Origin of the sequence: Microvirga tunisiensis, from assembly GCF_009296175.1 — a bacterium.
Lineage (GTDB): Bacteria > Pseudomonadota > Alphaproteobacteria > Rhizobiales > Beijerinckiaceae > Microvirga > Microvirga tunisiensis.
In genome coordinates this window covers 1-4,834 of sequence record NZ_VOSK01000412.1, presented here as the reverse complement: position 1 = coordinate 4,834, position 4,834 = coordinate 1, and the positions used below count along the sequence as shown (strand labels likewise).

4 protein-coding genes are annotated in these 4,834 nt (G+C 63.3%); all 4 read left to right on the top strand.

Annotation, left to right across the window (positions count from 1 at the left end; all coding sequences use genetic code 11):
- Positions 1-444: 444 nt before the first annotated feature.
- The 4 genes from rnr to rpmG all read left to right on the top strand — a co-directional run bounded on the left by rnr (position 445) and on the right by rpmG (position 4,410).
- Entirely contained in the window at positions 445-2,769 is a 2,325-nt protein-coding gene (gene rnr, locus FS320_RS38050; RefSeq protein ID WP_152717464.1) for a ribonuclease R, read from the top strand.
- A gap of 19 nt (positions 2,770-2,788) precedes the next feature.
- Positions 2,789-3,268 (top strand): DUF983 domain-containing protein, encoded by a 480-nt coding sequence (locus tag FS320_RS38045; RefSeq protein ID WP_152717463.1) that lies wholly within the window; start codon positions 2,789-2,791, stop codon positions 3,266-3,268.
- Positions 3,246-3,971, top strand: a complete 726-nt coding sequence (locus FS320_RS38040) for an NUDIX hydrolase (RefSeq protein WP_152717462.1) — start codon at positions 3,246-3,248, stop codon at positions 3,969-3,971. The genes FS320_RS38045 and FS320_RS38040 overlap by 23 nt, the downstream gene beginning before the upstream one ends.
- Before the next feature lie 271 nt (positions 3,972-4,242).
- A complete protein-coding gene (gene rpmG / locus FS320_RS38035) occupies positions 4,243-4,410 on the top strand; it encodes a 50S ribosomal protein L33 (protein WP_152717461.1) in 168 nt (55 codons plus the stop codon).
- The last annotated feature ends 424 nt before the right edge of the window (positions 4,411-4,834 follow it).

Genomic DNA, 4,834 nt, shown 5'->3' with positions numbered 1-4,834 from the left:
AAGCGCGATCATGGACTACCTGGAGCACCACAATGCCGACCCGAGACCCTTTGTCTGGACCGCCTCGGCCTCAGCTATCCTGGAAAAGGTCGCCCGTGCGAAACAAGCGTTAGAGTCACAACACTAGATCGGAAGGACGTAGATCCCGGGTCAGCCCCGGGATGACGTCAATAGTTTCAGGTCTCCAGAACTTTTTCGAAATATTTTCAAAAAAGCCGGAACCATCTCCAATCCCGCACGTTTTATGAACTCACCGGCTCATTCTGCCCCCACGGGCCGGTCCCTCAAAGGCTCCGTCATCGGGGCCTTATTTTTTGCCCGAATGGCCTTAGCCTCTCGGATCTCTTCCCCCGCCCGAGCGTCATCATGGATGCCGGGCGGCTCGGACTAGCCGCAGCCACGCTTGCGTGCGAGAAGATCCTGTAAACCCAACGAGCTTTCCCCTTGCCCAAACGTTCCAAAGCCGACCAATCCACTGACCTTCCCAGCCGGGAGGAGGTCGTCGCCTTCATCACCCATGCTCAGGGCAAGGTCGGCAAGCGGGAGATCGCGCAGCGCTACGGAATCAAGGGCAACGACCGCATCTGGCTGAAGCAGATCCTCAAGGACCTGGAGATTGACGGCATCGTCGACCGCAGGGGCAAGACGGTTCACAAGGCTGGCCAACTGCCTCCGGTCGTGCTGGCCGACATCACCAAGCGGGATCGGGATGGCGAGCTGATCGCGGTGCCGACCGAATGGGACGAGGAGGAGCACGGCTCGATCCCAACCATCATCATCGTCTCGCCGCGCAAGCCGCGCCCCGGCATGCCGGTGGCGGGCGTGGGCGACCGGGCGCTGCTGCGGGTCGATCCGCTCAAGCCCGGCGACATCCATCGCTATTCCGGCCGCGTGACCAAGATCATCGCCAAGAAGCAGGCGCAGGTCCTCGGCCTGTACCGGGCTATGCCCGAGGGCGGCGGAAGGCTCGTGCCCGTGGACAAGAAGGCCCGCGATCAGGAACTGCAGATCAGGCCCGGCGACGAAGGCGAGGCCCAGGACGGCGACCTGGTCTCCGTATCGGTTGTGAAGCACGGCCGCTTCGGCCTGCCCACCGCCAAGGTGAAGGAGCGGCTGGGAACGATCAAATCGGAAAAGGCCGTGAGCCTGATCGCGATCTACGCCCACAACATCCCCAACGAGTTCCAGAAGGCGGTGCTGGACGAGGCCGAGAAGGCACAGCCCGTCTCGGTCGACGGACGCGAGGATTGGCGGCACCTGCCCCTCGTCACCATCGACCCACCGGATGCCAAGGACCACGACGATGCGGTCCATGCGGCCGCGGACGAGGACCTGAACAATGCAGGCGGCTATATCCTCACCGTCGCCATCGCCGATGTCGCGGCCTATATCCGCCCCGGCTCGGCGATGGACCGGGAGGCGCAGGAGCGCGGCAATTCGGTGTATTTCCCCGACCGGGTCGTCCCGATGCTGCCGGAGCGGATCTCCAACGATCTGTGCTCGTTGAGGTCACGCGAAGACCGCCCGGCGCTCGCCGTGCGCATGGTGATTGGGCCGGATGGGAGGAAGATTCGCCACAGCTTCCACCGGATCATGATGCGCTCGGCGGAGAAGCTCTCCTATGGCCAGGCGCAGGCTGCCATCGACGGCAGGCCGGACGACGTGACGGGGCCGATCCTCGACTCGATCCTGAAACCTCTCTGGGCCGGCTATGAGCTCGTGAGGCGAGCCCGCGATGTCCGTGAGCCGCTGTTCCTCGATCTGCCCGAGCGCAAGATCATGCTCAATCCCGACGGCACCGTGGACCAGGTCTTCGTGCCCGAACGGCTCGAGGCGCACAAGCTCATCGAGGAGTTCATGATCCTCGCCAATGTCGCGGCAGCCGAGAGCCTGGAGAAGGCCGAGTCCGACCTGATCTACCGGGTCCACGATGAGCCTTCGCTCGAGAAGATGCGGGCTTTGAGCGAGGTGCTGGCGTCCATCGGCCTCAAGCTGCCGACCCAGGGGGCGTTGAAGCCGGAGCTGTTCAACCGCATCCTGCGCAGCGTCGAGGATACGGAGCATCAGCTCTTCATCAACGAGGTCGTGCTGCGCTCGCAATCCCAGGCCGAGTATTCGGCCGAGAATTACGGCCATTTCGGCCTGAATCTTCGGCGCTATGCCCACTTCACCTCCCCCATCCGCCGCTATGCGGATCTCATCGTCCATCGCGCTCTGATTACGGCCCTCAAGCTCGGTAAGGACGGACTGCCGCCGGACACCACTCGCGCAGAGCTGATCGAGATCAGCGCCAGGATCTCGGCCGCGGAGCGCCGCGCCATGGCGGCGGAGCGTGAGACAATCGACCGCCTGATCGCGCACTTCCTTGCCGACCGGATCGGGGCCACATTCGATGGACAGATCTCGGGGGTGACGAAGGCCGGGCTCTTCGTCAAGCTGAAGGAGACCGGCGCGGACGGCTTCGTTCCGGCCGCCACCATCGGCGACGATTACTACCGCTACGACGAGCGAACCCACTCCATGCGCGGCGACGACACGGGTGAAACCTATCGTCTCGGCGACAAGGTGGAGGTGAAGCTGGTCGAGGCCGCGCCCATTGCCGGCGCGCTGCGCTTCGAGATCCTCACCAAGGGACGCTTCACCGGCAGGACCAGCGGCGCCGGAAAGGGCGGACGTCGTCCGCCGCAGGGCTTCAAGGCAGGCAAGGCGGCACCGCCAAAGGGTCGCTCCCCGACCCGCGTGAAGGTCAAGCGGCGCGGGCGTGCCTGATGTTTTTAAGGATCGACGGATGTCTTTGACAATCGAGACCGCATCGCCGGCAACGAGCGACGTGAAGGCCATTCCGGCCATGAAGCGCGGCTTTCTGGGCCACTGTCCCGCCTGCGACAAAGGCCGGCTCTTCGGCCGTTTCCTCAAGGTCGTGGACCAGTGCAAGGCGTGTGGGACGGAATTTCATCATCACCGGGCCGATGACCTGCCGCCTTACATCGTGATTTTCATCGTCGGCCACCTGGTCGGTTACGGGATCCTCATGACCGAGACCAAGCTCGAGATGCCCATGTGGGTGCATCTCGCGATCTGGCCGGCGCTGACGCTGTTCCTGTGCCTCGCCCTGCTCCAGCCGGTGAAAGGCGCTGTCGTGGGGCTGCAATACGCGCTAGGTATGCATGGCTTCGGCGCCGCCCGAACCAAGAAGAACGCCGACGAGGACAACGCACGTGACGGACATCGAGACTTTGGCGAGGATGGATCGCCTCGTTTCCGCTGAGACCAACCCCAAGGCCCCAACCCTCCGCCCCGCCGACGCCGCGACCCTCATCATCATCGACCGCAAGGGCAAGAGCCCGAAGGTTCTCATGGGCAAGCGCCACGCGGGCCTGAAATTCATGCCGGGCAAGTTCGTCTTCCCCGGCGGGCGGATCGAGGCCGGCGACCGGTCCATGACCGTGACGGGCGCCCTCCATCCTCGCGCCGAGCAGGCTCTGATGGCGCGGGTCACTCGTCCCTCGACCCAGCGCAGCCGGGCGCTGGCCCTCGCCGCCATCCGCGAGACCTTCGAGGAAACCGGGCTTCTGCTCGGGACCAAGGATTATGGCGGACCGGAGCGCGCGCCCGTGGGCACCGCGTGGACGGCGTTCCAGGAACGGGGTGTCTTTCCCGATCTGGAGCCGCTCCACTTCATCGGCCGGGCCATCACGCCGCCCAAGCGCATCAGGCGCTTCGACACCCGATTCTTTGCCGTTGACCGCACCGCCATCGCCGATGAGGTCGAGGGGGTCATCGGGCCGGAAGCGGAACTCGTGGAGCTGGCCTGGGTCACCATCGCCCAGGCCAAGGCACTGGACCTACCCCCAATTACGACGGTCATCCTGGATGAGCTGGAGGCCCGGATCGCCGCCGGATTCGGCCCGCAGCTGCCCGTCCCGTTCTTCCACCAGCAGCGTGGCCGTTTCGTGCGGGAACTGCTGTAATCCATTGCTCATTGTCATTCCCTGCCACAGCCTCGGCGGAGGCGATGAGAATCGCCCTGCTTCGAGCGCGTGGATGGATCATCTTCCCGGTCCTGCGACAGCCGGGGATGACGGGAAATCCAGCAATCCGCCTTGCGGTATGGCCTCCGCCCTTGACTGATCTGCGATAATCAGGCATGGGAATTCCACGATTTTCCGGCCGGGTTCGCCCGGCCTTTGCGTTTCGCCATGCCGTAGGGCGAGACGCCGAACCGAACAAGAGGTCCCGACCATGGCCAAAGCCGCAACGATCAAAGTGAAGCTCGTCTCCACCGCCGACACGGGCTTTTTTTACGTGACGAAGAAGAACTCGCGCACGATGACCGAAAAGCTCGCGCTGAAGAAGTACGATCCGGTCGTGAAGAAGCACGTCGAGTTCAAGGAAGCCAAGATTAAGTAATCCACTTATATCTAAGCTTTTGGACTTATTACGAAAACCGCCTCCTTATTGAGGCGGTTTTTTCGTTCGGGCCAACGCGTAAACGCCGCTTTCTGCAGAAATCGGCCCCTTCTGGAGCCGATCCCGACAGCGGTGCGATCTCCTATCCCCTTCGTAGCTCATCGGAGTTGCGGGTCAGGTAAACGAGATCCCGAGCCAGAGCGTGATAAACGCGAGGGAGCTGGCAACGATGGCCCACTCTGCCACTGTCAGTCTGCTCGAATTCGTCGATGACTTGCCTTGGGTCACAGTAAGCCCCTTATATGGGCCGATACGTCAGTCAAGTGCTGGTCGCAGGTGCTGCCGTGATCTCCGAGGTTGAGCCCGATGGCGCTCATGCGAACCGTTCGTCCGCATCACCTTATATCCGGTTGGGCCTAAGCCC

Coding starts and splice junctions, on each gene's coding strand:
- rpmG (WP_152717461.1), top strand. CDS start 4,243: ATGGCCAAAGCCGCAACGATCAAAGTGAAGCTCGTCTCCACCGCCGAC.
- FS320_RS38045 (WP_152717463.1), top strand. CDS start 2,789: ATGTCTTTGACAATCGAGACCGCATCGCCGGCAACGAGCGACGTGAAG.
- FS320_RS38040 (WP_152717462.1), top strand. CDS start 3,246: ATGGATCGCCTCGTTTCCGCTGAGACCAACCCCAAGGCCCCAACCCTC.